A 24,969-nucleotide genomic window follows, 5' to 3' on the forward strand; every position below is an offset into this window, starting at 1 on the left:
AATCTCTTCGTACATTTTATCGAATGTGTGAAAATGAATCACGTCATATGACTTATTTGCTTCTATTTTTCTTTCTTCTTTCTTTCTTTTTGATTTGTTCCATCTTGTATTTCATTTTCTTTTTGTAACCAGGCTTTACATTCTTTGGTTTTCGCACAAGGGATTTTGCTTTTACATCAATTTCATCCGCCCCTGTCTTCTGGCGGCTTTTTCTCTTATTCAATGCCGGGAGCTCTATCCATTCACCCTTCTTCAGTTCCATGTTTTTGAAAGAGATCCCCATTTTTTCGAGACGGTTCAATGCATCTTCATCAGACGGCTCATAAATCGTGTATGCGATTCCTGAATTACCCGCTCTTGCTGTACGGCCAGATCTATGCACATAAAAATCCAGATCCTGAGGAAGTTCAAAATTAATGATATGGCTTACACCTTCAATATCGATCCCTCTGGCAGCAAGGTCTGTCGCAACGATATATTGGTAATCAAGGTTGCGCACCTGCTTCATCATTTTTTTGCGCTCGCGGGGGGAAAGGTCGCCATGTATCCTGCCGACTTTCAGTCCTTTTGTGATCAAGGCATTTGCTACTTCATCCGCATTCGACTTTGTATTAGTGAAAACGATCCCTAAATATGGGTTGATTTCCACTAAAAGATCGTAAAGGACATTGACTTTATCACGGCTTTTCTTCGGAATGATGATGTGCTCGATGTTCTTTGCTGAAATCCGTTCAGGCTCCACATGGGCATACTGTGGATTTTCCATGTACTTTTTCAAAAAAGGCTTCAGTTTTTCAGGAATGGTTGCAGAGAAAACCAGCATTTGCAGCTTTTCAGGCATTTTTGCGGCAATCTGATCGACATCTTCGATAAAGCCCATATCAAGCATAAGGTCTGCTTCATCAATCACGAGCATGGAGGCAGTATGCACAAACAGCGCCTGCGCCTTCACAAGGTCATTGATGCGGCCGGGAGTACCGACCACGATGTGCGGCTGGGTCTTCAGCTTTTCAATTGTCCTTTGTTTATCCGTCCCGCCGATAAAGCAGCGGGAAGTGATCTCGCTGTTTTTCGTGAGTTTCAGGACTTCTGTATAAATCTGCTGAGCAAGCTCCCTTGTCGGTGCCGTGATGACAGCTTGTACCTGTTCGACTGATGCGTCTGCCTTTTCAATGATAGGCAGAAGATAGGAGTGTGTCTTTCCTGTTCCTGTCTGTGACTGTCCGATCGCACTCTGCCCCTTCAGGATCAAGGGAATCATTTTCTTCTGGATCTCAGTCGGTTCATAGAAACCCAGTTCTTCTATCGCCCCGATAATAAAGGGTTGAAAATCATATTCCAGAAATAAGTTCTTTTTCATCTGTTTCATCTCCTTATTGATAATATTCTTTTATTTAAACGTAAGTAGTCGGCGTTATATTTTAAAGAACATCTAATCATTATAATAAACTTTTCCCAAAACATCTAGTTACACTTTCAGAGATTCGCCCAATTTGACTCAATCCCCTTTTCACGCAACTTGCATACTCTATAATGACAACAGATATTTTCAGCGAAAGGAGGCAGGCAGAATGCCGCCTAGATTACGAATGAGAATGCAGAACCAACAGCATGGCAGCCCTTTCGGAATGATGCCCCGGGGCGCGGGAAGAAGACCGTTCGGCCAGCAGCATGAGATGAGAAATCAAAATCCTTTCGGAATGGGGAACACCCAGCCATCTCCCTTTCAGATGGGACCGCCTATGAATGGATTCATGGGCCAGCAGGGACGGCCGCCCATGAATATGCAAGGTATGGGGGGTGGACCGAGAAAAGGACGGGGAGGCGGACTCCTGGCGAAAATACTAAAAAAAGGTGATCGTAACAATGGCCAGGGACAAGGAAGCATCCTTCAGCAGTTCAGCAGGGGAGATTCGGCAGGGGCAGCTTCGGGATTCGAACGCGGACCGGCTGCAGGGGCAGCAGGAGCTTCGACAATCGGCAGCCTGCTTAATCCCGGAAATATCACATCATTTCTCTCAAATACTCAGCAGGTCCTGAATGCAGCCCAGCAATTCGGCCCGATGATTTCACAGTACGGCCCCATGGTGAAGAATATACCTGCACTGTGGAAGCTTTACAGGGGAATCAAGGACTTTTCGGCAGACGACGCTTCCTCAGGAGACAGCACTAAAGAAGAAGCTGATGAGAAAGATGGTTTGGAGGCAGCAGTTGAAAAACCGTTAAGGAAGAAAAAGAAAAAAGCGGAGAAAAAAACGGAATCAACAGAAGGATCGGCTGATCATCTTCCAAAGAAAAAACATTCACAAGGAAGCTCAAAGCCCAAATTATATATATAAGACCCAATCCCTCAGGCACGCCTGTTTGGAGGGATTTTTCTTTTGACATATGAAACTGTATGCCCCTTCTCTTTGTCAGATAACCCATTCTCCTATATAATAGAATCACAACCTTTTCTCAAGTAGGAGGATTTTCATAGATGGATATTATTAAGATAACTCCGAGGGGCTACTGCTACGGTGTGGTGGATGCAATGGTCATTGCAAGAAATGCCGCGCTCGATAAATCGCTTCCTCGTCCTATTTATATACTGGGAATGATCGTTCACAACAAGCACGTCACCGATGCATTTGAAGAAGAAGGCATCATAACGCTGGACGGAAAAAACCGAAAAGAAATCATCGAACAGGTGAATGAAGGGACCGTCATTTTCACTGCTCACGGCGTCTCGCCCGAAGTGAAGGAAATTGCAAGGAAAAAAGGACTTGTCACCCTTGATGCCACCTGTCCCGATGTCACGAAGACACATGATCTTATCCGTGCCAAACAAGCTGAAGGATACGATGTCATTTATATCGGCAAGAAGGGGCATCCGGAACCGGAAGGCGCAGTGGGTGTTGCTCCCGATATCGTCCATTTAGTCGAAACGGCTGAAGATGTAGAAAAATTAACCATTGATAATGACAAAATCATCGTGACCAATCAGACGACCATGAGCCAGTGGGATGTCCTTGACACAATGGATAAAGTGAAAGAGATGTTCCCGCATGTTGAACTGCATAAGGAAATCTGCCTCGCTACCCAGGTGCGTCAGGAAGCGGTAGCGGAACAGGCAGGCGATGCAGATGTGCTGATCGTCGTCGGCGATCCCAAGAGCAATAACTCAAACCGTCTCGCTCAGGTATCCAAAGAAATTGCCGGAACTCCCGCCTACAGGATCTCAGATATCAGCGAACTTGATATCGAATGGATCAAGCAGGCAAAAGTCGCAGCGGTCACAGCCGGGGCTTCGACACCTACGCCAATCGTAAAAGAAGTCATCAATTTCCTCAAGGCGTTCGACCCGGAAGATGAAACGACCTGGACAAGGGAAAATAGTGTCCCGTTGAATAAAATCCTTCCAAAGGTAAAGAAATCAAAGCTAAGCTAAAATATCAGAAATCCCCCCGGCGAATTGCCGGGGGGATTTCTATTAGGCTTACATAAAGGTAAATGGATTCGTATTAGCCTTTGAGGCAAATATATTTACGATGTATCCCTTTTCTGCACATTTTTTCGCCAAATACTCTGCAACCCCATCCTTCATGACCTTCTCAATGTGATGGCCGGCATCCACGACATTCAGCCCCATCATCATGGCATCATGGGCAGTGTGAAAGTAAATATCACCGGATACAAATGCATCTGCTCCCTGCCGTTTGGCTGCAGAAATAAATTTATTCCCATCTCCGCCGAGAACGGCGATCTTCTTTACTTTGGCTTCCATATCCCCGATGACCCTGATTCCGTCCATACCAAAGGTTTCCTTGACGATCGCGGCAAATTGTTTCAGCGGTACTTCCTCCTGGAGTTTCCCTACTCTTCCAAGCCCGAGGGCTTCTCCTTTATTTTCAAGGGAATAAATATCATAGGCCACTTCTTCGTACGGATGGTGGGTGAACATCGCTTTCAGTACCTTTTTTTCAAGTGAGCGGGGGTAGATCGTTTCTATCTTTTCTTCACTGACCTCTTCAAGTTTCCCCTTCTGACCGATATGGGGATCTGTTCCTTCACCTGGCAAAAACCTGCCCGTTCCTTCTGTCGAAAAGCTGCAGTGGGAGTAATTCCCGATGTGACCGGCACCCGCTTTGCCCAATGCATTCCTCAGCTCTTCACTGTTCTCCTTCGGAACATATACGACGAGCTTTCTTAGTTGTTCAGAATGCGTTGGAAGCAATACAGACGTTTCTTGGAGGTTCAGGGCATCTGCAAGAAGATCGTTAACCCCTCCTGCAGCCACATCCAGATTTGTATGGGCAGCATAAACAGCAATGTCATGTTTGATCAGCTTCTCGATCATTCTCCCTTGATAGGTGTCTGTATGGATCGACCTAAGCGGCCTGAACAATGGCGGGTGATGGGCTATGATGAGCTTCACATTGTTTTTGATAGCTTCATCCACGACGTTCTCAAGTACATCCAATGTAATCATGACATTTTCCACTTTCTCATTCAGTTTCCCTATCTGCAGACCGATCGGGTCACCCTCTTCTGCCAGATGTTTCGGAGAAAACTCTTCAAAGAGTTGAATGATTTCGTGTCCGTTTACCGTTTTCATTTGGAAAGAACCTCCTCAACCATTTGGATTTTATCCATTAATTCAGCTTTTCGTTCATTCAGCGCATCTGTTTGCTCTGCTTTTTCCATGTTGGACATTATATTTTTCCACTGGGCACTCTCCTGTGTCCATTTCTTTCTGAACGCCTCATTTCGTTCCTGCATTAAGAAAGGCCCGAGCAGGAGTTCTTTTTGGCGTTCGTCCTCTGAGTATGGTCGGTCGGATTCTCCCCTGTCGGCAGTCAGTATTTCATACACTTTGCCGTCTTCTTCGATAATTTCTTCGGCTGTCAGCTCCCAGCCGTTTTGGAGAAGCCATACCCGAATCGATTTGGCACTGACATTCGGCTGAAGGATCAACCTTTTCACAGACGCAAGCTTATCCTTTCCCTCTTCCAATATAGTAGCGATAAGAGCTCCGCCCATCCCTGCTATCGTTATGCAGTCCACTTCTCCCGGTGCAACGACCTCGAGCCCATTGCCGAGCCTGACCTCGATTTTATCCTGGAGGCAGGCATCTTTCACCTGCTTCTCTGCTGAAAGATAAGGGCCTTTCACGACTTCGCCTGCTATGGCCGTTTCGGCTATTCCTTTTCTTAATGCATAACAGGGAAGATATGCGTGATCTGATCCGATATCAGCAATCCTTGAACCTGCGGGTATATATGAAACGACCGTTTCTAAACGTTTGGATAATTGTTCTATATTCATGACTTCACCTTTTTATTTTGATTTAATACTTAGTATGTACGTTTTACATTCTATCTGACTTTCTTCCATAAAAAAAGTCCTTTGCCCTATTAGACAAAGAACCTTTTTAAGCGTATACATTATTTAAGTGATTTGACCCATTCTGCCATTGCATCGAGATTTTCGTCAGCAACTAGGCCGGCAGGCATTGCGCCTTTACCATTTTTAATGGTCTCTTTAATCTCATCAACAGATTTGTCTGTGCCTTTCAGAGCCGGACCCATTCCGCCTTCATAGTTCCCACCGTGACAAGACAGACAGTTGTCTTTGTAAGTTTGCTCAGGATCAAACTCGCCGCTTGAAGCCTGTTCTTCCTTACCGCCTTTTTCCCCGTGTTCCGCTTCTTTCGCTTTTTCATCAGCATTGTTCAGGCCTTCAAGAGACATGAAGAATACAAGGCCGATCCCCATAGCCATGATCAGAATGAATGGAATGATTGGATTACGATTCATGATTTAACCTCCTTTATGTACAACATCCAAAATAGTGCTAGTAAACACCTTATATTTTACTTTAAAAAGGGACAAAGGAAAAGTCCTATAGATTAACTTTTCCATCTTTCTCACAAATTAGACACATTTGTTTGCTTTTCTTGTTCTTACTATCTTAGATTGTACTTTTAATATCCGCTTTTGGTTTCAATGCAGGACTTCGCTTTCCGCGGGTGACTCGGGGGCTTCCTGATAAAATCGAAACCGTCAAATTATTGTCACCCACAGGTTTTGGTTGTATTGTTAGGCACCATTAATTAGAGAAGAAATTTTGACTTCTCAACTTATTTGATTCCATTCATCACCGCTATTGATTTCCGCGCAAAACTTCGCTTTCCGCAGGCGGTTGGTGAGCCTCCTCGGCTTCGCCTGCGGGTTAGAAAAGTGGAAGGGCTTTGGTCAGAGGCGGGTGGCATAAGGCGAATCGCCCACGAAGGCGTTCTTTGCCTTCTTGGGCGAGTTGACTTATGACATGTGCCTCTAAGCCCTGGAGCTGGACAAACAGAAAAGCGCAGGCGGCTCGCCCAGAGGCGACAAGCATAAGGCGAGCAAGCCGGAAAGGCGCTTTTTGCCTTTCTGGATTGATTGTCTTATGACCTCGAGCCTCTAGCCGCCGGAGCTGGACAAGTCTCACCTAACACGCTTTTCCCGCAGGAGTCTACGTTTTGCACTCCAATCAATCGCTGGAACCGTTTATGAATATGGCTGAGTCTACACATTGTTAGATCACGGCACGAAGGCAAAAATCTCTACTGCGGTTAGCACTCTGATATTCACCAAAAAACATAGATCATTAAACATTGGGAGGACTTTCAACTTCCTGCATAAAGGCTCAAAAAAGCCGGCTAACTCTCTCTCTCCAGCTGGAAGCAATGAATAACAAATCTGTGTCATTCATCTTACCGACAAACACTCTTCTTGAAAATATAATAAAACATTGCTCTTTATTAACAACTACAAAGAGCTGCAGGTGCGGTTAGCCAGCCTGCAGCTCTTTTGTGGGGGTTAGTTATTTACGCCGATCAGGCGGGAGATGACCATACGCTGGACTTCGGATGTTCCTTCTCCGATTTCGAGCAGCTTGGCATCACGCATGTATCTTTCGACGTGATATTCTTTCATGTAGCCGTAGCCCCCGTGGATCTGGATTGCTTCATCAGCTACTTCCATGCTGATTTCGGAGGCATACAGTTTGCACATGGACGCTTCTTTAGAGAATGGTCTTCCTTGATCCTTAAGCCATGCAGCTTTGTGGACCATATTGCGGGCAAGTTCGATTTTCATTGCCATATCAGCCAGTTTAAACTGGGTGACCTGGAACTCGGAAAGCGTCTTGCCAAACTGTTTCCTTTCCTTGGAATATTGCAATGCTTTATCGAACGCGGCCTGGGCCACGCCTACAGCCATTGCACCGATACCGATGCGGCCGCCGTCAAGTGTGACGAGGAATTGTTTAAATCCTTCCCCGCGTTTACCAAGGAGGTTCTCTTTTGGAACTTCTACATCTTCAAGGACCAATTCAGTCGTATTGGAAGAATGCAGCCCCATTTTTTCGTAGTTGTCAATCACAGTGAATCCCTTTGCCTTGGTAGGCGCTATGATCGCACTTATCTCTTTCCTGCCGTTTTCTCTGCCTGTTATTGCAGTCAGCGCCAGGTGGTCAGCATAGCTTGCATTGGTAATATAACATTTGTTGCCGTTGATGACCCATTTATCCCCTTTATCCTCCGCAGTGGTTTGTGTCCCTCCTGCATCAGATCCTGCATTGGGTTCCGTCAACCCGAAGGCTCCGAAGGATTCCCCTGTACAAATCGGAGTAAGATACTTTTCCTTTTGTTCATGAGTACCGAACAAATTGATTGGAGCGCCTCCTAATGAAATATGTGCAGAATATGTGATCCCGGTAGAAGCACATGCCCTGCTCAACTCTTCCGTCACAATCGCAAAGCTGACCGTATCCGCCCCTGCACCTCCGTATTCTTCCGGAAATGGAAGGCCCATCATCCCCAAATCAGCGAGTTTTTTAAAGATTTCTTTCGGAAATTCCTTGGTGCGGTCCCTGTCCAATGCGCCGGGAGCGACTTCCTCCTCAGCAAATTCACGGATTGTTTTTTTGATCATTGCCTGTTCTTGCGTTAAGTCAAAATTCATCCTTATCCCCCTTGTATTAACTTGATGAATGAAAGCCTGATTCGACTCAGACTGTTAATCGCGCAAGCCTGTCAACATATCTATGAATGCGCTCTCATTACTATTATAAGAGGGAATGGTGAATTTTCTCAACTTTAAAAAACTTTTTAAAATTCAGAAGTTATCGTAATATAGAAAACAGGATGATAAGAATACCCAATGCTCCGGATAATGTGAAATAAAGGAGCTTTCGCTTCCATCCCAATATCATCCACAAAATACAGTTTAAAATCAATACAGCATAGGTTACGGACCGGGAACCGTCAAACAAAGATTCCGAGATATTCAAGGAAAGGATCAGGATGAGAAAAGCTGCAGCAATATGAATAAATGGAGTCGAGATTTTTTTCTTAGTATAATAAATTCGCATTCCAAATAATGATACGACAAAACCTGTCAAAATCGCTGTTTGCAAAACGACTGACAATTCAGTAAAATAAATGACAAATAATGAAAATGAAATGATGAAAGCTGAAAGCAGAATGGCCGTGATGCTGTGATTACTGTTTCTTTTATCAGCAGTTGTATCCTGAATAGGGTCATTGCCATTTGTATACAGCGCCAGCAAATAGTCGCAATATTGATCAGGAAGCATATTATTCTGCTTCCAAAACTTGATCTCATTGACTATCACAGCTTCTCTTCCCTGTTTAGATTTAGACATAGTGAACTCACTTTCTGAGAATTGACCTTTATGTTCTATTCGTCAAATGTCAGGATAACTCCTTTAAAATCCATCAAAAAAACCTCTGCCATTTGCATGGCAGAGGTTGGAGATTCTATTCCAGGAAATCCTTCAGTCGTTTACTGCGGCTCGGGTGGCGCAATTTACGAAGTGCTTTCGCTTCTATCTGACGAATACGTTCCCGTGTTACTCCAAACACTTTTCCAACTTCCTCGAGAGTACGGGTTCTTCCATCATCCAGCCCGAAGCGTAAACGAAGGACGTTTTCCTCACGGTCGGTAAGGGTATCAAGGACATCTTCCAATTGTTCTTTCAGCAATTCATAAGCTGCATGCTCAGAAGGAGACTGAGCTTCTGCATCCTCAATGAAATCTCCGAGATGAGAGTCATCTTCTTCACCGATCGGGGTTTCAAGGGACACAGGCTCCTGGGCAATCTTTAAGATTTCCCTGACTTTTTCAGGAGTCAGATCCATTTCCTCAGCAATTTCCTCCGGTGCCGGCTCACGTCCGAGGTCCTGAAGCAATTGTCTTTGGACACGGATCAATTTATTGATTGTTTCAACCATATGAACCGGAATACGGATTGTTCTTGCCTGGTCTGCAATGGCGCGCGTGATCGCCTGGCGGATCCACCATGTGGCATAGGTACTGAATTTATACCCCTTACGGTAATCAAATTTTTCCACGGCTTTGATCAGACCCATATTCCCTTCTTGAATCAGATCAAGGAAAAGCATTCCGCGGCCTACATATCTCTTGGCGATGCTGACTACAAGACGCAGGTTAGCTTCTGCCAGACGGCGCTTGGCTTCTTCATCTCCATCTTCGATTCTTTTCGCAAGATTGATTTCTTCTTCCGCGGACAGGAGATCGACTCTTCCGATTTCCTTCAGGTACATTCTGACGGGGTCATTTATCTTAACTCCCGGAGGGACACTTAAATCATTTAAGTTGAATTCTTCCTCTTCTTCTTTCTCCAGTTCATTGGCACCCGGATCGTCATCTTCTTCATTTTCATTAATGATTTCTACACCCTGTTCACCTAAGTGGTCGTAGAACTCATCCATTTGATCTGAGTCCAATTCAAAACCGGACAGCTTATCAGCGATATCCTCGTAAGTAAGGACGCCTCTTTTCTTTCCTTGATTCACTAAAAATTCTTTCACCTGATCAACAGATAATTCAGACGCTATTTGTTTGGAACGCGCGGACTTTTCAGCCATTTGTTCCCCTCCTTCCAACTTCCTTGAACAACTTTATAAAGACTTACGCAGCTGTAAGATTTCCATTGCTATTTGTGCTTCTTTACGGTAATCATTTTGCCTCTGTGCTTCTTTTCTTTCGGATTCCTTTTCTTTTATCCTCAACATCTTTTGATGTTTTAAGACGGACTGCACATAATCCAGCAGCTCTTGATCCGTACATTCATCGCTGATGGACATCATTTCAATTTCTGTGACAATCCTCCGCAGACGTTCATCAGGCAGGAACCCTATGAAAGAACTGGTCCCCGGAGGCATCCCTTCCTCATAATAACCGAATAAATAAGTAATAATGGCTTGATGCTCATCAATATTAAGGTGGGTGCCGTCAAGCCAGTCCTGAACCTTAAAGGCTATATTGGGATCTTTAAGCATATAGGCAATGAGACGCCTTTCCGCAGTCTGATATGCAGGCAGGAGTTTTGTCTGCACGTTGGGACGATACGGCTTTGGTGCCGGAGCCTTCTTGGCAGGCTTTGAATTCCCCTTCAGGGCGCCGCCTATCTCAGCAAGCTGCTGCTGGAGGGCTTCTAAAGAAACATCGAATTCTTCTGCCAGATATCTAAGGTAATAGTCCTTTTCGACTGCGTTCGTAAGGTGGATGATTTCCTTAAGTATGTCTTCTATATACTGAAGGCGGTCTCCTTCATCATTCAAATTTTTATTCAGCTTATAATACCTGAGCTTAAATGCCATAAACGTCAAACTGGCCCCTATTACATCCTGTTGAAACTTCTCTTTGCCATATTTTGAAATGTAGTCATCAGGGTCCAGACGTTCAGGTATCATCGCCACCCGTATGGATAACTGGTGGTTGAGGAGCAGATTACCCGCCCTGAACGCAGCTTCCACACCGGCGAAATCACCATCGTAGCATATGACAACGGAGTCGGTCAGCCGCTTGATCAATCCAATCTGTCCTTCTGTCAATGATGTCCCCATTGTGGCTACACCATTTTCAACAGAAGCACCACTGGCCGATATCACGTCTGCAAATCCTTCGAAAAGGATGATTTGCTGCTTTCTTCTAATAATCGTCCTTGACTCATGAAAATTATAAAGAATACGGCTTTTGTTAAAAATCTTTGTTTCAGGGCTATTCAGGTATTTAGGCTCATCATCAGAATGAAGGCTTCTGCCGGAAAACCCCACTACTTTTCCTTTAGGGTTGGTAATGGGGAACATAATCCTTCCCCTGAAGCGGTCGAGGAATGATTGGTCTTTTTCCCTTCTGACCAATAATCCGGCTGCTTCCATCAAATCGAGCGAGTACCCTCTCTTTTGCAGGAACTTGACTGTGAAATCCCAGCTCGGCAAGGACCAGCCAATCTGGAACTTGCTGATACTCTCTGTCGTGAAGCCCCTTGAAAGTAAATATTCAAGAGCTTCCTGACCCTCCTTTGTATTTAAGAGGAGATGATGGTAAAATTTACTTAACAGCTCATGAGCCTGAAGCATTTGCTTTTCGTCTTCCCGCGGCGGCGCTTCCTGTTCACCAGAAGCCGAGGGGACAGAAATTTCTTCCCCGATCTTACTTCCGAGCTTACGTGCCGCTTCAACGAATGACAGGCCGTCTACGTCCATCAGGAATGTAAAGGCATTTCCTCCCGCTCCGCAGCCAAAACAATGAAATATTTGTTTGTCCGGCGATACAGAGAAGGATGGTGTGTTTTCCCCGTGAAAAGGACACAGGCCGAAATAATTACGGCCCTGCTTCTTAAGCTGTACATAATCACTGACAACATCTACGATATCCGTAGAGGATAGGATTTTATTTATTGTTTCTTCAGGGATTCTATCAGACACTGTATATCACCTGGTTCTCTTTTCCCTCTTAATGCATTCGATATGGATGATCATTCTCCTGCAATCTTCGACAAGATTTTCTCGAACTGCGCTGAAAATTCTTTCCGGTCATCATCCGTAAAAGGCTTTGGCCCTTTACCATAATTCCCTTTCCGTCTTTCCTTCGCTGCCACATAACGATAATCGAGCGCTGTCACGATGCTCTCTTCTCTGTAAACCTTTCCCCTGGGGGATAGGACATAAACTTTTTTCGGCAGCACCAAGCTTGCGAGTCCAATATCCTGTGTCACCAGAATATCGTTTGTCCGGACATGGTTCATGATATAAAGATCTGCTGCTTCTTTCTCGCTGTCCACATAAACCCATCTTCCTTCATCAGGGCTATTCTTCCTATGGGCATGGGAAGCAACAAAAACCACTTCAAAACCAAAATCCCCGGAAATCCGGATGATTTCCTGTTTGACCGGGCAAGCATCGGCATCTACAAATACTGTAGATTTTAATTTGCTATTACTAACTATTCTACATCACTCCGCATTATCCTTCTCTCCTCAGGAACTTTTCCCGGGAATTCAGGTAGAATATCGAAAAAAATTTGAGACGAGGCTTGACATATCACAATAATTAGTTTATTCCTTAAGACTTTAGTCTAAACCTATTTTAAATATTTTTATCACAATTTTTTATTATAGTACAATCGGACAAGTTTGACCACTAATTTACCCCAAAGAATTTTTTGGATGTTTTAAACAAAAGTAAAGAACGATCCTCGCCGTAAATGGGACAGGATCGTTCTTGATTATGAGTTATTTGTACGCTGATAAATATTCGTGATGATATTCGCTGTTTCTTCCACAGCTTTGTTGGTCACATCAATCACGTGACATCCCATTCGCTCGGAAATCTTTTCGAAGTAAGTCAGCTCTTCTTCTATGCGCCTGATATTGGCATAACTCGCCTCATCATTAAGACCCAGTGATTTAAGCCGTTCCCTCCTGATCGTATTCAGCTTCTGAGGAGAGATCTTCAATCCAAAACACTTCTTAGGTGAAACCTTAAAGAGTTCTTCAGGCGGATCCACTTCGGGGACCAGCGGGACGTTCGCCACCTTGAACCGCTTATGCGCAAGATACTGTGAAAGGGGTGTCTTGCTTGTTCTGGATACCCCGACAAGGACAATATCCGCTTTAAGGATGCCTCTTGGATCCCTGCCATCATCATATTTCACAGCAAATTCGATCGCTTCCACTTTTTTGAAATAATCATCATCAAGCTTTCTTACTGTACCAGGTTCGAATAAGGGTTCTTTTTCATAAATCGTCTGGTACGTATCCATCAAGGGACCGATGATATCAAAAGCGTAAAGCTCTTCTTTTTCTGCCTGCTCTTTTATATAGGCCCTCATGTCAGGCTTTACAAGCGTGTAGACAATCAGCCCCTGATTCAGTTTCGCCAGGGATATGACTTCATCGATATTTTCAAAGTCCTCAATATACGGAAAGCGTTTGATGACCGTATTGGAACCATTAAATTGACTAATGGCCGCTTTAGTTACTAATTCAGCAGTCTCTCCCACCGAGTCGGAAACAACATAAATAATCGGTTCTTTCACGATCGTTCACCACCTTCTACTCTTCTTCTGCAAGTGCAACAAATGCTTTTGTAATGTTGGTCTTCGTGACCCTTCCGGTGACTTCCATGTCCCCGTTTTCAGTTTTCTTCACTACCGGTACGGAATCAATCTGTTTATGGATGAGATCCTTTGCCACAGTAATCAACAAATCGTCTTTTTCACAAGTCGTGATATTGGGCATCCTCGTCATTATGATATTCACCGGCAGCGTGCTGAGTTCTTGCTTCCCGATACTTGCACGCAGGAGATCCTTCCTGGATAAAACACCAACAAGGTATGTATTGGCATCCACCACAAATAAAGTACCTACGTCCTCCAGGAACATTGTAACAATGGCATCATATACTGATACATTCTCATTCACAACAACGGGAATGGATTGATAGTCTTTAACATAAATTTTATTCAGGTTTTCTGTCAAGAGCTGAGTACCCGTTTTACCCGTGTAAAAATAACCGACACGCGGCCGGGCATCCAAATAACCCGCCATTGTCAGAATGGCGAGGTCGGGTCTGAGCGTTGCCCTTGTAAGGTTTAACTGGTCGGCGATCTGTTCACCGGTGATCGGTCCATTGTCTTTAACGATCTGCAAAATTTGTTCTTGCCTTTTATTTAGTTCGATTGTTACTCACCACCTAACGAACAAACGATTAATGTCATACTTTATAATAAATATTATATACTATTTACGGAAAATGAAAAGAGTATATTGTCTTCTCTTGGTGACAACACTATGCATATTATCAAAGAGTATCTTTTTTTAATAAAAACATCAAATGTTTTATCTTTGCAGCGGTCGGAGTTGTTATTTCAGCGCCATCATGATAAAATATCTTCATCTTACAACCATATAGAAGCTGAGACGGATACATAAGTACTTGCAGACTATAGCGACCGGGGATGGTGAAAGCCCGGAAAGCAGGGAAACGGCAGTCCTGAGCTGATTTAATCTAAAGTGGATATACGGAAACACCGTATATCAACTAGGGTGGAACCGCGAGTTACAAGCTCGTCCCTAGGCTTAGCCTAGCGACGAGCTTTTTTTATTTGGCTCAATAATTTTTTTCACGAATGACAAAAAGGAGTGACTTATATGTCAATGGAACAAGTAGTAAATTTAGCAAAACACCGCGGATTTGTATTCCCGGGCTCCGAGATCTACGGCGGCCTCGCAAACACTTGGGATTACGGTCCACTAGGCGTGGAACTTAAAAACAACATCAAAAAAGCATGGTGGAAGAAATTCGTCCAGGAATCCCCTTACAATGTAGGACTTGACGCCAGCATCCTGATGAACCCGCAAACATGGGTCGCTTCCGGACACGTTGGAAACTTCAATGACCCGATGATCGACTGTAAAGAATGCAAGACACGTCACCGCGCAGATAAAATCATTGAAAATGCGCTTGAAGAGAAAGGCATCGAAATGATCGTCGACGGCCTTCCATTCGATAAAATGGAAGAGATCATCAAAGAACATGATATTAAGTGTCCTGATTGCGGAAGTGACAATTTCACGGAAATCCGTCAATTCGATTTAATGTTCAAGACACACCAGGGTGTAACAGAGTCGTCTACAAATGAAATTTACCTGCGCCCGGAAACAGCTCAGGGTATCTTTGTAAACTTCAAAAATGTCCAGCGCTCAATGCGTAAAAAGATGCCATTCGGTATTGCGCAAGTAGGGAAAAGCTTCAGGAATGAAATCACTCCAGGTAACTTCACTTTCAGAACACGTGAATTCGAACAAATGGAACTTGAATTCTTCTGCAAGCCTGGCGAAGACTTGGAATGGTTCTCTTACTGGCGTGAATTCTGTAAAAACTGGCTTCTCAACCTGGGAATGAATGAAGAGAACATGCGCCTGCGCGATCATGATAAAGAAGAGCTTTCCCACTACAGTAATGCGACGACGGATATCGAATACAAATTCCCATTCGGATGGGGAGAACTTTGGGGAGTTGCCGACAGAACGGACTTCGACCTTAAACGTCATATGGAACATTCCAATGAAGATTTTCATTATATGGATCCACAGACGAACGAAAAATATGTTCCATACTGCATCGAACCATCCCTTGGTGCTGACCGTGTGACACTTGCGTTCCTATGTGATGCATATGAAGAAGAGGAATTAGAAAACGATTCAAGAACAGTCCTTCGATTCCACCCGGCGCTCGCCCCGTTCAAAGCGGCGGTACTGCCTTTATCGAAGAAGCTTTCCGACGAAGCATTCAAAGTGTATGAAGAGTTGTCAAAAGACCTGATGATCGATTTCGATGAAACGGCATCCATCGGTAAACGCTACCGCCGCCAGGATGAAATCGGTACACCATTCTGCATCACATTCGATTTTGACTCTGTGGAAGACGGTCAGGTCACAGTGCGTGACCGTGACACGATGGATCAGGTAAGAATGCCGATCAGTGAAGTGAAATCCTTCCTGATGGAGAAAATCCAGTTCTGATTTGGTGTGAAGCGTCCAAAAGGGTATCCTTTTGGGCGCTTTTTTGTTTGTTATATATACTTTTGACAGAAATGGACGTAAAAATGTAAAGGCATCAACAATACTGCTCTGGGTATTAGCGGTGATTTATGAGCGAAATAATGTTTTTATGAGCGAAATTCCAGATATATGAGCGATATCTTCATTTTATGGGCGAAATCCAGAATTTATGAGCGAACTACCGATTTTTCGACAAACTCCTCCCCCCAATACCCCCTCCCCATAAAAAGACCTCTCGCAAAAATAAAGTTCTCCAATAATAAAAAAACCGGCCCTCATAAGAGAGCCGGAAAAAATCACAATATGCTTTAAAAACTAGAATAAGTCCTTAAGGTTATCCATTTGATCAAGGAATCTCCTGGATTTCAATGTCAGCCCTGAATTCTCATCGTAATAAGTCCTGATAACCCGCTTGAGCTGAGCTTTTGTTTCATCTTTAACGGAGATATTCCCCAGCCGGGTTATATCGAAATAATAAAACAGCCTCAGTAATTTTACGGTACTCTGCGATAATGGCAGATGGTATGGATCCTTCTCGCTGCATCGATGGCAGATAAATCCGTTTTCCTTGAATGAGAAACCGAATGTACCCTCGGTCTCCCCGCAGACTGAACAACCGTCCAAGTGAGGATGCAATCCAAGAACAGGGAGCATCTTCATTTCAAAAATATACATCAATATTTCCGGGTCGTAATCTTCGTTCAGGTACTGAAGCACCTTATATAACAATTCAAACAGAAATGGGTTGGGCTTTCTGTCTTCTGTACTTTTATCGAGGAGGTCCACGATATAAGCGGCATATGCGGTCTTGAATAAATCCTCTCTCACATGCCTCAGTGATTCCGCAATTTCACCCTGTTGAAGAGTCCCTAAACCACTGCCTTTAATGAATAAAAAATATCCATATGTAAACAATTGGGAAACTGCGGAAAGACGGCTGTTGGACTTTTTTGCCCCGCGTGCCATCAATCCGATTTTCCCGAATTCCCTGGTGTATATGGTAACGATCTTGTTAGACTCACCATAATGGTTCGTTCTGATTACAATTCCTTCACACTTCTGCAGAATGTTGGCCACCTCCCTTAATTCCTCGGGTGACAGCGGCCTATTACGTCAGGGGAAAGTCGACCTCCGATACCTCTTCTTCCAGCTGATATGGTTGGTCCACTCTTTCTTTTTCAAGCTCCTTAAAAAGTAAATATGTGTCGATATTGCCTGTTTGCGAAAACACTTTCCAAGTTAAGTCTAACATCAAAAACCCACCTTTCTGGATTTAAACTAGCAAGACTTCAAAGCTTTCTTGTGATTAGATTTAGCATCTTTTTAGCAAAGCATGTGAACTAAATATTGTTAATTCTGTTCGCTTGACATTTTTAGATTAATTAATATTCATCATCATTGAAACCATAGTCGCGAAGATTAGACGCCCGGTTTCTCCAATCTTTCTGGACTTTCACCCATAATTCCAGATACACTTTGGAACCAAGCAGATTTTCGATATCCATGCGGGCACGCTTCCCTACTTCCTTCAGCATGGATCCCTGCTTTCCAATGATGATCCCTTTCTGTGAATCTCTTTCCACTATGATCGTAGCGAGAACATCAATGAGATTCTTGTCATCTTGTCTTTCCATCTTATCGATGACCACCGCTATACTGTGCGGGATTTCTTCCCTCGTTAAATGAAGGACTTTCTCCCGGATCAGTTCTGATACGATAAAGCGTTCAGGGTGATCGGTAATTTGGTCTGCCGGGTAAAATTGTGGACCTTCGGGAAGATTCTCCTGAATTAATTCAAGGAGATGCTCCACATTATTGCCTTCAAGTGCCGAAATCGGGACAGTCGCTGCAAAAGGATACAGCTCATTGTACCTCTTTATGATGGGCAGCAGGTCATCCGGATGGATCTGATCGATTTTATTGAGAATCAGGAATACCGGGGTCTTGACCCCTTTCAGCTTCTCGATAATGAATTGATCTCCTTTACCCAGCCCTTCTTCTACATTCACCATAAATAGTATGATATCTACTTCTTTCAGGGTGTTCTGGGCGATTTTCATCATAAAATCACCAAGCTTATGTTTGGGCTTGTGAATACCCGGTGTATCGATGAATATCATTTGTGATTGTTCAGTAGTCAGTACACCTTGGACCTTATTCCGTGTAGTCTGCGGTTTGTCACTCATGATGGCGATCTTCTGACCGATAACCCGATTCAAAAACGTGGATTTACCTACATTGGGGCGTCCTATGATCGAAATGAATCCTGATTTATATGCTGCGTTATTTTCTTTATTATTCATGTAAATCCTCCGGCGAAAACGCTCCCGGCAACAGTTCTGCAACGGATAATTCTTCAACATCGCCCTTTAGATTCGTCAATACAACTGTCATATCCTTCGAACAAAGCTCGGAAATCACTTGGCGGCATGCTCCGCACGGCGGTACCGGCCTTGCCGTATCCGCGACCACAGCAATCATCGAAAATTCCTTGTCGCCTTCTGAGTAAGCTTTGAAGAGTGCTGTTCTTTCTGCACAATTACACATACTGTACGCTGCATTTTCAATATTGCAGCCGTGGTATACTTTTCCATCTTTCGTAAGAAGAGCTGCACCGACCTGGAATTTGCTATAAGGTACATATGCTTTTTCACGTGCGGCTTTTGCTTCTTTGATTAATTGCTCTTTATTCATTCGATTAACTCTCCTTTTGACCCTTACATATTCATTTTACTATATTTTTCATAAAAGAAAATGGGCTGTTATCATTTTGTAATAAAATAGTTAGATAATTCAAACTATTTAAGGGCATTCTGTTTATGCGCGCTTAATTTATTCTATACAACAATAAGAGCGTTTTCAAATTAAAAAGAGGCCTGCAGGAAGAAATCTTCTCCGTGCAGCCTCTTTTCTTTCGATAAACATGATTTTTATAAAATTTTCGGTATGAAAATGAGGCATCCGATGATGAAGGCGCCGATTGCGTACACGAGGACAGCGCCAGCTGCTGCGTCTTTGGAAATTTTGGCAAGCGGATGGTACTCGGGTGTGACGAGATCGACCGCTTTTTCAATCGCGGTGTTCATCGTTTCAAGGGCCATCATTCCGGAAATGAGTAAAATAACGATGATCCACTCGAATAGTGAGATGGATAGCATCACCCCAAGGGCAATAACAGCGGCTGCGGCTCCCGTATGAATTCTGAAGTTCTGTTCTGATGACCATACAAATCTGATTCCCTGCCAGGCATGAGCAAATGATTTCCGGAGACGTTTAAGCCCGGATTTACTCCCTTTTGAGACCGTAGTCATCGAGGATGTCCTTTTGTCTTTGGAACATTACTTTTTCATCCCGCTCTTCCATATGATCATAACCCAATAAATGCAGGAAACCATGCAGGGCCAAAAACCCCAGTTCACGGGAAAAGGAATGATTGTATTCTTCCGCCTGCTCTTTGGCACGTTCTACAGATATAATGATATCACCAAGGACCCTCGGCATATCCGCTCCGACTATTTCAATTTCATCTTCACCCATTTCTTCAAGGGCAAATGAAATGACATCGGTGGGCTGATCTTTATCACGGTATTCGCGATTGATCTCGCGGATTCGTTCATTCGATACGAAGGTAACAGAAACCTCACTGCCTTCCTCCACTTCCTCTTCGCCGGCTGCAAAATCCAGTATGCCTTTAATCATTTCGTTCTCTTTATCGGATAATTGTCCGGTCTCATCTACAAAGTCGATGGATAATGTCATTCTTATTCTTCTCCTTTTTCTTTAAGTTCAGGGTATTCAATCCTCGGATGGTAAATGCCATTCAACGTCTCGCAAAGAGATTTCTTTACTTTTTCAAGCTCTTTTAACGAAATATCACATTCATTGAATTGGCCGTCATTCAAGCGGTCTTTTACAATCGCTGCCACAAGGTTCCTGATTTCTTCCTGGGTCGGGGATGTCTTTGAACGGACTGCGGCCTCCACACTGTCGGCAATATTGATGATTGCAGTCTCTTTTGTCTGAGGCTTCGGACCAGGGTATCTGTATTCTTCTTCACTTACATCTTTCCCCTGTTCTTTCGCCTTATAATAAAAATATTTCAGAAGGGTGGTTCCGTGATGCTGTTCTGCTATATCGATGATTTCTTTCGGAAGCTTGTATTTCCGCAGCATCTCCGCACCGTCTGTGGCATGATCGATGATTATTGTCCTGCTTGTTTCGGGAGTCAACCGATCATGAGGGTTCTCTATATTCATCTGATTTTCTATAAAAAAATGAGGACGCTTGGATTTTCCAACGTCATGATAATAACAGCCGACCCTTGCGAGAAGTCCATTTGCTCCAATGGCTTCACAGGCTGATTCAGCCAGATTGGCAACCATTACACTATGATGATAGGTACCCGGTGCTTCTGTCAACAGCTTCTTTAATAAAGGCTGGTTCGGACTTGAAAGCTCCACCAGCCGCATGGAAGACAGAATCCCGAATCCTGTTTCAAAAAACGGAAGAAATCCAATGGTCAGGATAGAGGAACCGATCCCGGATACCAATGCAAATACAAGATAATAAACGTATTCCGTACTTGTATAAGACACATCGCTCAAAAGGACCAGGAATGCAATGATCAACATATTCACAAACGCAACATAAATACCTGCGCGCAGGACATTGGTGCGCTGATTGCGGCTGATGAGGGTCATGATTCCTGCAACACCGCTGAACAGCGTATAAATCGCCACCTGGATATCAATGGATCCTGAGAATTCCTCATTGAAAACAATACTTGCACATGCAGCAATGATAAATACCATCATCATGGCAATCCGCTCATTGAGAAGGATGCGGAGAATCATACCCGTGAACGCAGCCGGGAACAAGAATGCAATATCATTAATTTCAAGCTGCTTCAACAATCCGGTAATCTTCATGGTGAGCAGGGATATGACAAACACGATACTTGTTAATATTAAGTAGTTCTGTTTCTGCTCTTCCTTTACTTCGAGTGTGTAAAAGAAATAATATAATGAACTGATGATCACGACAATAAATAGAATGAGACCGATGATCGGCTTCAAAGAGTAATCCTCTTCCACCATGCCAAAATCATTCAATGTATCATAGATGGCCGGGGTGACCAGGACACCCTCTTCCACGATGACTTCACCATCGATGACTTTCACTGGCTGGACTTCTTTTACCGCCTGTTTTTTCAGCTGCTCTGTTTTTTCCTCATCGTAATATTCGGTCGGTTCGATTGCAACATTCCCGAGAGCAACAGCGGCATCGGATAATTTGCCGGAAAACGTGAAATTCTTTATCCGCTGTTCTAAATTGACTCTTGCCTCTTTCAATTCTTCTTCCTTCACTTTATCCTGCATGATGACCTGCAGCTGTGTCGTAACGATGGATTCCACTCTTTCCAACTCTGTTTCAGACGCAGACAACAGAGCCTCCAATAACTCATCGGTCAATGATTTTGTCACAAGATTATCATTGCGGTCCGGCAGACGTTTCTTCAGCTCTTCAATCTGTTTGTCGATTTGGGAGTTTTTCGGGTTGGCCGCTTCTTCCTCCGGGGAGATTTCTTTGAACTCTCCTTTTACATCAAGCACACTGTCGATCAATGAACTGACAAGCGTGACTGCATTATCCACGGCACCCTCTTTCGAGCTGTATACTTTTTCGATCTGTGCAGCAGCGTCCTCTTTTTTCTTTTCTGTGGCTTCTTTATCTTCAAGTGTCTTAGGCGCCCTGATGGTGGACGGAGCTTCCTCGTACAGACTGATATCGAGCGGCTTGGGCTTTACGTTGCCGTATAGGATGCCAAAAACGATGAAACCGAGCAGAATGAACATTAAATTAGTGAATAAGCGGTAACTCAGAAACTTTCTTATTTTATGTAATAATGGGTGCGTCTGCATAATGTACCCCCTGTAATCTAACGGATCAGGTTTGATCGTACGATGTAAAGCATTCTTCCAATATGTAAAATCATAACAGTTTTTAACTTATTTATCTATTCTAATCACGGAAAAGCTTGCTGCGGGTGATAAAAAAAATTGACCGCCCTTTATCCGGGTGCGGCCAATCTTCAGGGTAACTCTTATTCATTTTTTTCGAAGGCGTCGATGATTTTGGCGACCAGTGGATGCCTCACAACGTCTGCCTGTTCGAGGTAGATGAAGGAGACACCTTTTACATCTTTTAAGATTCTTTCAGAAGACACAAGACCGGATTGGACGCCCCTCGGCAGATCCACCTGTGAGCGGTCTCCGGTGATGATCATTTTCGAATCGAATCCAAGCCTGGTCAAGAACATCTTCATTTGTGCCTGAGTCGTGTTCTGGGCTTCATCCAGGATGACAAATGCATCGTCAAGGGTCCGTCCCCTCATATACGCAAGCGGAGCGATTTCAATCGTCCCTCTTTCGATGAGTCGTGCGGTATGCTCTGCACCCAATACGTCATTCAAGGCATCATAAAGCGGCCGCAGATACGGGTCTACCTTTTCCTTCAAGTCCCCGGGAAGGAAGCCCAGGCTTTCACCTGCTTCAACTGCGGGCCTTGTGAGGATTATTTTCTTTACCTGTCCGGTTTTCAGTGCATGGACAGCCATCACGACGGCCAGATACGTTTTCCCGGTACCCGCCGGTCCGATGCCGAAGACCATATCATGTTTCCGGATGGCATGTATATATTGTCTTTGGCCAAGGGTTTTCACTCGGATCGATTTCCCTTTGGCATTCTTCGTTATTTCTTCATTATACAAGTCAATGAAATATTCCAATGTGCCGTTCTTGCCCATTTGTACGGCATGGAGTACATCCCTCTGGCTGATATTGATGCCTTTCTTGATGACACTCACTAAAACGTCACAAATCTCAAGGGCCAGCCCTGCTTGATCTTCTTTCCCTGAAACTAGCAACTCTTCGCCTCTTGTTACAATTGAAACGCCTAACTCTTGTTCGATTATTTTAAGGTGAGAATCTGAAACCCCAAATAAAGCGACTGCTTCGTTTGGATTTTCCAGCTGTAATTTCATTAAGATATCATCTGACATTCATTAGTCTCCTTGGATAATTGGTTGTCCTTCAGCAATATTTTCTACTACTTTAAAGTGAAGATTTACCTTAACTTTACCATTCTCCACCTTTTCTTGCAAAATTTTTTCACCGATTATTTCTGCTTCATCAGGCAAGTTCGATTCCAGGTTGTTTCTGGCAAGCTCTTTCGCTTCCTGGACGGCCTGTTCCTTTGTATAGGATCTTTCGACTTGTTCCTTTTCTTTCATACTCTGATCGATGTAGGAAATCGGCATCTCCCATTTCAGGAATTTAACCGGCTTTTCCATCTCTTCAGTCACTGACTCTTTAAACTCAGGGTTCCCAAAACCCCATATCGGGATTCTTAATGAACCGATTTCGATATAATGCTTTCTTTTCTCATTCCCGCTGAACACAACGAAATCTGTTTTCATGGGAAGCTCTACCGACGTTTTATACCAGGTTTCCCCCATTATCTTCGCTTTTGCAGGGACTCCCTTAGGTTTTTTTTCATTCCCGATCACCCCTGAAACGAGGAGTTGTCCCTTTTGAACATAATCATTCACTTTGACCTGAGGGTCCCCTTCTTCCACGAACATATCGACGATAATCGCTTTCTTCTTTGAGACTATATGCTGAAGTCCGGTGGATTCCAACTGTTCCGGGGCATTCTTTTCAACGACCTGGAAGTGAAAGGTTGTCCCCCTTAATTCGACACCGACCCAGGTTATATTATCCATCCTTGATGACAGTTCCCGCTGTATATTCTCAACATCCGGGATTGAGAATTGCAGTTTCCCGGTCTTGACTCCCATCGCTGTCAGTTCTTTTCGGATATTATGCTCGGTTTCTGGCGCAGCCCCCTTGATCTGGATACCCCAAACCATGTTTGACAACAGCATGACAATGACGAGGAATGATAAGCCGCCAAGGATAAAACCTGAATTTTTGAACGCCCGTTTCAGGAGGAACGGCCCTCCCTGCCCCCTGAGGAATGTCACTTTGCATCCTGATGACCTTACCGCTCTCCTGAAGTTATGTACATCCTCTAAGGATAGATAAAACGTAACGGTGTCCGTTCCTGCCCTCTTCACATTCCAGATGGATATATCCGAACGCAGCAGCTGGTTGATCACACTCTCGATCAGCCTGCCCTCCATTTTCACGAATACATTCCCCTTTAATGAGGTAATCCAATGGTTCTTCAAATTCGTCCCTCCTAGTTATCCAAATAAGTGACTTCGACGATTTTTCCCTGGAGCAGTATTTCTTCCGGCAGGATCATCTTAATAACAAATTGTTCTCCTCTGATCAATAATTGTCCCTGCTTAAGCAGAAGCCTCACTTCACGATCGGTGAACGTCAGCAGTCCCCGGTGGTTTTCTATATAGATATGGATTTGTCCAATCATTGTGACGCGCGGAAGGTCCATCATGACATCTTCAGGCAGGTCCATGGTCTGCGTCATCCATTTTCGCATTTGCTGCACCCAATTTTTCGCCATAAAAAAAGAACCCCCTTTCATCTCATATTTATGAAATGAAAAGGGGATTCATCACTGTTATTTTCGATGTTGCGGTTTTTTTGCACGCGGCGGGCCGAAGACTTCAGAGAAGATGAACCCTTTTACGATGTCATCCTGGTTCCCGAAGTCAATGGAGTATTGTGAATTCTTCCTATCTTTGATGGAATTCACCTTGCTGCGCTGCATCTTACTCTGTTCCTTATAGTCGCTTTCCTGCTTCTTCAACTGAGCGTACTTACTCTCGATATCTTTCTTTTTCTCTTCGAACTGTGGCTGAAGAGTATAAACAGGCTTTTCACGCAAGGGCTTCCGTTTTGTACGGGGCTCCTCCCTGTACGTCGGTGCAGGATTTCCTGCTGATATCGGCTTTGGCTTTGGTCTGTTTTCCTCAGAAGTCGATTCTTTCACCCGATTGAAAATTGTCGTCACTAGCCCGATGATGATGGCGATGATTAGTCCTTCCATGGAGAAGTCTCCTTT

At 44.0% G+C, this 24,969-nt stretch carries 25 protein-coding genes; 3 read left to right on the top strand and 22 right to left on the bottom strand.

The features are described from left to right. Window positions 1-52 precede the first annotated feature (52 nt). Window positions 53-1,360: a DEAD/DEAH box helicase gene (locus tag BHE18_RS12695; RefSeq protein ID WP_071618938.1), complete on the bottom strand. Its 1,308-nt coding sequence runs from the start codon at window positions 1,358-1,360 to the stop codon at window positions 53-55. Between the two features lie 211 nt (window positions 1,361-1,571). On the opposite strand from BHE18_RS12695, the gene vrrA reads away from it, so the two are divergent. Then, window positions 1,572-2,339, top strand: coding sequence for a VrrA/YqfQ family protein (gene vrrA / locus BHE18_RS12700; protein ID WP_083573778.1), 768 nt, complete (start codon window positions 1,572-1,574; stop codon window positions 2,337-2,339). 140 nt (window positions 2,340-2,479) lie between these two features. Further along, entirely contained in the window at window positions 2,480-3,430 is a 951-nt protein-coding gene (locus tag BHE18_RS12705) for a 4-hydroxy-3-methylbut-2-enyl diphosphate reductase (RefSeq protein ID WP_071618940.1), read from the top strand. A gap of 48 nt (window positions 3,431-3,478) precedes the next feature. Here the strand turns inward: BHE18_RS12705 and BHE18_RS12710 are convergent, their stop codons facing one another. From BHE18_RS12710 to BHE18_RS12755, 10 genes are all read right to left on the bottom strand, one after another. Further along, window positions 3,479-4,597 (bottom strand): Nif3-like dinuclear metal center hexameric protein, encoded by a 1,119-nt coding sequence (locus BHE18_RS12710; RefSeq protein ID WP_071618941.1) that lies wholly within the window; start codon window positions 4,595-4,597, stop codon window positions 3,479-3,481. After that, window positions 4,594-5,307, bottom strand: coding sequence for a tRNA (adenine(22)-N(1))-methyltransferase (locus BHE18_RS12715; RefSeq protein WP_071618942.1), 714 nt, complete (start codon window positions 5,305-5,307; stop codon window positions 4,594-4,596). The genes BHE18_RS12710 and BHE18_RS12715 overlap by 4 nt, the downstream gene beginning before the upstream one ends. Before the next feature lie 119 nt (window positions 5,308-5,426). After that, window positions 5,427-5,798, bottom strand: coding sequence for a cytochrome c550 (gene cccA, locus BHE18_RS12720; protein ID WP_071618943.1), 372 nt, complete (start codon window positions 5,796-5,798; stop codon window positions 5,427-5,429). A gap of 1,044 nt (window positions 5,799-6,842) precedes the next feature. Then, entirely contained in the window at window positions 6,843-7,988 is a 1,146-nt protein-coding gene (locus BHE18_RS12725; RefSeq protein WP_071618944.1) for an acyl-CoA dehydrogenase, read from the bottom strand. Between the two features lie 160 nt (window positions 7,989-8,148). Then, window positions 8,149-8,691 (bottom strand): hypothetical protein, encoded by a 543-nt coding sequence (locus BHE18_RS12730; protein ID WP_071618945.1) that lies wholly within the window; start codon window positions 8,689-8,691, stop codon window positions 8,149-8,151. Window positions 8,692-8,806: 115 nt separating this feature from the next. Continuing rightward, the gene (gene rpoD / locus BHE18_RS12735) at window positions 8,807-9,937 is read right to left on the bottom strand and encodes an RNA polymerase sigma factor RpoD (protein WP_071618946.1); all 1,131 of its coding nucleotides are present in this window, start codon (window positions 9,935-9,937) and stop codon (window positions 8,807-8,809) included. Between the two features lie 33 nt (window positions 9,938-9,970). Next, window positions 9,971-11,782, bottom strand: coding sequence for a DNA primase (gene dnaG, locus BHE18_RS12740; RefSeq protein WP_071618947.1), 1,812 nt, complete (start codon window positions 11,780-11,782; stop codon window positions 9,971-9,973). A gap of 50 nt (window positions 11,783-11,832) precedes the next feature. Continuing rightward, window positions 11,833-12,303, bottom strand: a complete 471-nt coding sequence (locus BHE18_RS12745) for a YaiI/YqxD family protein (protein WP_071618948.1) — start codon at window positions 12,301-12,303, stop codon at window positions 11,833-11,835. A 278-nt stretch (window positions 12,304-12,581) separates the two neighbouring features. Beyond that, complete coding sequence (locus BHE18_RS12750; protein ID WP_071618949.1) at window positions 12,582-13,397, bottom strand: pyruvate, water dikinase regulatory protein; 816 nt, start codon at window positions 13,395-13,397, stop codon at window positions 12,582-12,584. A gap of 13 nt (window positions 13,398-13,410) precedes the next feature. Beyond that, complete coding sequence (locus tag BHE18_RS12755; RefSeq protein ID WP_071618950.1) at window positions 13,411-14,037, bottom strand: helix-turn-helix transcriptional regulator; 627 nt, start codon at window positions 14,035-14,037, stop codon at window positions 13,411-13,413. A 471-nt stretch (window positions 14,038-14,508) separates the two neighbouring features. On the opposite strand from BHE18_RS12755, the gene BHE18_RS12760 reads away from it, so the two are divergent. Next, entirely contained in the window at window positions 14,509-15,882 is a 1,374-nt protein-coding gene (locus tag BHE18_RS12760) for a glycine--tRNA ligase (protein ID WP_071618951.1), read from the top strand. Between the two features lie 354 nt (window positions 15,883-16,236). Here the strand turns inward: BHE18_RS12760 and recO are convergent, their stop codons facing one another. The 11 genes from recO to BHE18_RS12815 all read right to left on the bottom strand — a co-directional run bounded on the left by recO (window position 16,237) and on the right by BHE18_RS12815 (window position 24,954). Then, window positions 16,237-16,989: a DNA repair protein RecO gene (gene recO / locus BHE18_RS12765; protein WP_071619309.1), complete on the bottom strand. Its 753-nt coding sequence runs from the start codon at window positions 16,987-16,989 to the stop codon at window positions 16,237-16,239. Between the two features lie 40 nt (window positions 16,990-17,029). Next, complete coding sequence (locus BHE18_RS12770) at window positions 17,030-17,173, bottom strand: YqzL family protein (protein ID WP_071618952.1); 144 nt, start codon at window positions 17,171-17,173, stop codon at window positions 17,030-17,032. Window positions 17,174-17,303: 130 nt separating this feature from the next. After that, the gene (era, locus tag BHE18_RS12775) at window positions 17,304-18,224 is read right to left on the bottom strand and encodes a GTPase Era (protein ID WP_071618953.1); all 921 of its coding nucleotides are present in this window, start codon (window positions 18,222-18,224) and stop codon (window positions 17,304-17,306) included. After that, complete coding sequence (locus tag BHE18_RS12780; RefSeq protein ID WP_071618954.1) at window positions 18,217-18,615, bottom strand: cytidine deaminase; 399 nt, start codon at window positions 18,613-18,615, stop codon at window positions 18,217-18,219. The genes era and BHE18_RS12780 overlap by 8 nt, the downstream gene beginning before the upstream one ends. A 236-nt stretch (window positions 18,616-18,851) precedes the next feature. Then, complete coding sequence (locus BHE18_RS12785; RefSeq protein WP_071618955.1) at window positions 18,852-19,232, bottom strand: diacylglycerol kinase family protein; 381 nt, start codon at window positions 19,230-19,232, stop codon at window positions 18,852-18,854. After that, window positions 19,207-19,680 carry an rRNA maturation RNase YbeY gene (ybeY, locus tag BHE18_RS12790; RefSeq protein ID WP_071618956.1) on the bottom strand — a complete coding sequence of 158 codons (474 nt, stop codon included), beginning with the start codon at window positions 19,678-19,680 and terminating at the stop codon, window positions 19,207-19,209. Before ybeY ends, BHE18_RS12785 begins: the two co-directional genes overlap by 26 nt. Window positions 19,681-19,682: 2 nt before the next feature. Continuing rightward, window positions 19,683-21,842, bottom strand: a complete 2,160-nt coding sequence (locus BHE18_RS12795; RefSeq protein WP_071618957.1) for an HD family phosphohydrolase — start codon at window positions 21,840-21,842, stop codon at window positions 19,683-19,685. Window positions 21,843-22,024: 182 nt separating this feature from the next. After that, a complete protein-coding gene (locus tag BHE18_RS12800; RefSeq protein ID WP_071618958.1) occupies window positions 22,025-22,981 on the bottom strand; it encodes a PhoH family protein in 957 nt (318 codons plus the stop codon). Between the two features lie 3 nt (window positions 22,982-22,984). Then, window positions 22,985-24,172: a sporulation protein YqfD gene (yqfD, locus tag BHE18_RS12805; protein ID WP_071618959.1), complete on the bottom strand. Its 1,188-nt coding sequence runs from the start codon at window positions 24,170-24,172 to the stop codon at window positions 22,985-22,987. 11 nt (window positions 24,173-24,183) lie between these two features. Further along, entirely contained in the window at window positions 24,184-24,468 is a 285-nt protein-coding gene (yqfC, locus tag BHE18_RS12810; protein ID WP_071618960.1) for a sporulation protein YqfC, read from the bottom strand. 57 nt (window positions 24,469-24,525) lie between these two features. Next, a complete protein-coding gene (locus BHE18_RS12815) occupies window positions 24,526-24,954 on the bottom strand; it encodes a hypothetical protein (protein ID WP_071618961.1) in 429 nt (142 codons plus the stop codon). Window positions 24,955-24,969 lie beyond the last annotated feature (15 nt).

It is taken from the genome of Rossellomorea aquimaris, from assembly GCF_001877785.1.
Taxonomy (GTDB): Bacteria; Bacillota; Bacilli; order Bacillales; family Bacillaceae_B; genus Rossellomorea; species Rossellomorea aquimaris_A.

Excerpts from the sequence above, each read along its gene's own strand:
- BHE18_RS12695 (WP_071618938.1), bottom strand. The coding sequence starts at position 1,360 with ATGAAAAAGAACTTATTTCTGGAATATGATTTTCAACCCTTTATTATC.
- vrrA (WP_083573778.1), top strand. The coding sequence starts at position 1,572 with ATGCCGCCTAGATTACGAATGAGAATGCAGAACCAACAGCATGGCAGC.
- BHE18_RS12705 (WP_071618940.1), top strand. The coding sequence starts at position 2,480 with ATGGATATTATTAAGATAACTCCGAGGGGCTACTGCTACGGTGTGGTG.
- BHE18_RS12710 (WP_071618941.1), bottom strand. The coding sequence starts at position 4,597 with ATGAAAACGGTAAACGGACACGAAATCATTCAACTCTTTGAAGAGTTT.
- BHE18_RS12715 (WP_071618942.1), bottom strand. The coding sequence starts at position 5,307 with ATGAATATAGAACAATTATCCAAACGTTTAGAAACGGTCGTTTCATAT.
- cccA (WP_071618943.1), bottom strand. The coding sequence starts at position 5,798 with ATGAATCGTAATCCAATCATTCCATTCATTCTGATCATGGCTATGGGG.
- BHE18_RS12725 (WP_071618944.1), bottom strand. The coding sequence starts at position 7,988 with ATGAATTTTGACTTAACGCAAGAACAGGCAATGATCAAAAAAACAATC.
- BHE18_RS12730 (WP_071618945.1), bottom strand. The coding sequence starts at position 8,691 with ATGTCTAAATCTAAACAGGGAAGAGAAGCTGTGATAGTCAATGAGATC.
- rpoD (WP_071618946.1), bottom strand. The coding sequence starts at position 9,937 with ATGGCTGAAAAGTCCGCGCGTTCCAAACAAATAGCGTCTGAATTATCT.
- BHE18_RS12760 (WP_071618951.1), top strand. The coding sequence starts at position 14,509 with ATGTCAATGGAACAAGTAGTAAATTTAGCAAAACACCGCGGATTTGTA.
- BHE18_RS12770 (WP_071618952.1), bottom strand. The coding sequence starts at position 17,173 with ATGTTAGACTTAACTTGGAAAGTGTTTTCGCAAACAGGCAATATCGAC.
- era (WP_071618953.1), bottom strand. The coding sequence starts at position 18,224 with ATGAATAATAAAGAAAATAACGCAGCATATAAATCAGGATTCATTTCG.
- BHE18_RS12780 (WP_071618954.1), bottom strand. The coding sequence starts at position 18,615 with ATGAATAAAGAGCAATTAATCAAAGAAGCAAAAGCCGCACGTGAAAAA.
- BHE18_RS12785 (WP_071618955.1), bottom strand. The coding sequence starts at position 19,232 with ATGACTACGGTCTCAAAAGGGAGTAAATCCGGGCTTAAACGTCTCCGG.
- ybeY (WP_071618956.1), bottom strand. The coding sequence starts at position 19,680 with ATGACATTATCCATCGACTTTGTAGATGAGACCGGACAATTATCCGAT.
- BHE18_RS12795 (WP_071618957.1), bottom strand. The coding sequence starts at position 21,842 with ATGCAGACGCACCCATTATTACATAAAATAAGAAAGTTTCTGAGTTAC.
- BHE18_RS12800 (WP_071618958.1), bottom strand. The coding sequence starts at position 22,981 with ATGTCAGATGATATCTTAATGAAATTACAGCTGGAAAATCCAAACGAA.
- yqfC (WP_071618960.1), bottom strand. The coding sequence starts at position 24,468 with ATGGCGAAAAATTGGGTGCAGCAAATGCGAAAATGGATGACGCAGACC.
- BHE18_RS12815 (WP_071618961.1), bottom strand. The coding sequence starts at position 24,954 with ATGGAAGGACTAATCATCGCCATCATCATCGGGCTAGTGACGACAATT.